Origin of the sequence: Lysinibacillus parviboronicapiens (assembly GCF_003049575.1) — a bacterium.
Classification (GTDB): domain Bacteria; phylum Bacillota; class Bacilli; order Bacillales_A; family Planococcaceae; genus Lysinibacillus; species Lysinibacillus parviboronicapiens.
This window is the reverse complement of record NZ_PYWI01000071.1, coordinates 1-2,253: the sequence shown is the minus strand read 5'-3', so window position 1 is coordinate 2,253 and position 2,253 is coordinate 1. Positions and strand designations below refer to the sequence as shown.

At 34.3% G+C, this 2,253-nt stretch carries 2 protein-coding genes, 1 pseudogene and 1 other annotated feature; of the genes and pseudogenes, 2 read left to right on the top strand and 1 reads right to left on the bottom strand.

What is annotated here, in order from left to right; all coding sequences use genetic code 11:
- A pseudogene (locus C9J35_RS22870) lies at positions 1–214 on the bottom strand (serine--tRNA ligase); the annotation flags it as partial.
- Between the two features lie 120 nt (positions 215–334).
- Positions 335–550: a binding site (T-box leader), on the bottom strand.
- Positions 551–1,138: 588 nt separating this feature from the next.
- On the opposite strand from C9J35_RS22870, the gene C9J35_RS22860 reads away from it, so the two are divergent.
- Both C9J35_RS22860 and C9J35_RS22855 read left to right on the top strand, forming a co-directional pair.
- The gene (locus C9J35_RS22860) at positions 1,139–1,393 is read left to right on the top strand and encodes a VanZ family protein (protein WP_054767802.1); all 255 of its coding nucleotides are present in this window, start codon (positions 1,139–1,141) and stop codon (positions 1,391–1,393) included.
- Positions 1,394–2,018: 625 nt separating this feature from the next.
- On the top strand, positions 2,019–2,253 hold a 235-nt coding region (locus C9J35_RS22855), incomplete at its 3' end, for a DinB family protein (RefSeq protein WP_235616413.1).

The following is a 2,253-nucleotide window of genomic DNA, read 5'->3' as shown; positions in this document are numbered from 1 at the left end:
CTGCATCTGCATTTTCTTTGTTACGCTTCATCACAGAAATTTGCTCAGATACTTTATTACGTTCAGCTTTCAATTCTTCTGTTTTAGCGATTAACTCACGACGTTTCGCGTCTAAGCCATCAAAGTCATCTAAGTTTCCTAAATCCTCATTACGGGTTAACAACATTTCTTTAATTTCCGCGAAATTATCACGTACGCGTTTAATATCTAACATAAGTCATACCTCCATTGGTTTAATGACATTGCACATTAGTCTTGGTGTATTTGCATTGCAAGCTAAACTCGATTAGCTCCGTTTTGAATAAAAATAAACACAAAAAAGCCCTCATCCCATGAAAGGGACGAGAGCTACCCGCGTTGCCACCCTAATTGATTAGACATTTGCCTAATCCACTTATCTCATAACGGCATTTCAACCGGCAACAGCCTACTTTACTCACTTCGACTGCGCAACTCCAGGACGGATTCACAAGTGCTTTTATCAGCTTCCACCACCCGCTGACTCTCTAAAAAAAACGTGATTGCTACTACTTCCCATCATCGTGTTCAGTTATTTAAATTTTAACAATACTGTACTATATGAAAACAGATTTTGCAAGCTATACCATAGGATACAAAATATTCTAGAATTCTTGAATCTCCGGTTAATTCCGGATGAAATACACAACCCAATAAAATGACCATTTCGCGCTAATCCTTCCGAATCCTTAATACCTTTACAAGTTACTCCACAATATGGCCTGTTTGTTGAATATCATGGCTAATATTTTTAAATAACTTTATTTGACCTTATTAAAAATTAAACAACTTTATTATCTGTATACATTGGCACTCTTTTCGATACACTTACTATATTAAACTTCTCTTTTTTTTCAATTTTGAATTCCATGGATATTCCTCCTCTTATATCTATAAAGAATTAGTTAAAATTAATGTTCAGGATGTTAGGCGTTACTTCATATTAAATAAAAAAAGCTGCAGTGGAAATCACTGTAGCCTTGAGGTAGTGTGAGAACACTATAGACACTCTTATTTTGTCCAGATTTTAGTTTATGTATACATTAAATAGTGTGTAACAATAAAACGTAAGGGCCATTGGAATTAAATGATCATTTCGATGACTAGGAATTGCTCGATAATGAATTTAATTAGTGTGGCAGTTGAAATCTTGCAATACTTATTTAAAGTAGGTGCTACTGATATTGATGATATAATCTTGAATGGATTAGGTGGATTCCTTGGCATTGTTATTTATAAAATCCTATGCAAAATTTTTAAAGATAAAGTCAAATATGCTATTGGATTCATTTCAATTATAGCGGGAATCACTTTCTTGATTTTGAGTATTTGTTTTTCATCAGGTGTTTTCGGTATAAAAATTCGCATTCTTTAATATTCTTATACTCTTGCTTGATAGACCTTGCTCTGCAATCTTATTTGCACATTTGTGAATGAATACACTTAAATTAACTTGGTGCTTTCCATGAAGATCATTGAGTTGCATAGGTAGCTCTTTTTTCTTATTGTACTAACGGTGCAGTTTAGTTTAATAAGCACTTAGAAAATGAGACAGTACCGGTTTATTTTGGGTACTGTCTATTTTTCTTATTTCGTTTACTTTTTCAAACCATTTACATTGTATTGACTATTAATTGTTATGGTCTTTAGATACCAGCCACTTACTGTAAAGAGAGACCGTATGTAAATCTGGTTTTTATTCGTTATCTTTTGGGTTTAAAATGTGGAACGATTTGTGCAACGCTAGAGGGCGCATATCATGAACCGAAAATTCTGGGTGGGGGTTGTATCGGAGGAACATGTTAGAATAGGTGAACAAGAACAAGGTGGATTGGCACAACTTTGTCATGAGAAATATGCTTGAGGAAATTAATAAATAGGGTAATCCATAACGGTGGCGTACTTGAAGATCATTGAGCAGCTGCTTAGGCAGCTCTTTTTTCTAATTGTGCTAACGGTGCAGTTTAGTTGAATAGAGGGTTGATGTAAAGGAGGATAAAATGAATATATATTGTAAGAGTGCATTACATCAAATTAAAGTCGCTGTAACGACAATTGTTGAAATGATAGAAAAGTTAACAGAAAATGACTTGCAAAAAAGGCCTACGCCTAATAAGCAGTCCATAGGAGAGCTGTTAGAACATATTGCTATTATTTGTGAAGCGGATTCGCTTATTTCGGACGGGGCATCTCAAGACAAGATGAACAAATTTTATTCAAGTGTTTCATATAAAA

Coding starts and splice junctions, on each gene's coding strand:
- C9J35_RS22860 (WP_054767802.1), top strand. CDS start 1,139: ATGAATTTAATTAGTGTGGCAGTTGAAATCTTGCAATACTTATTTAAA.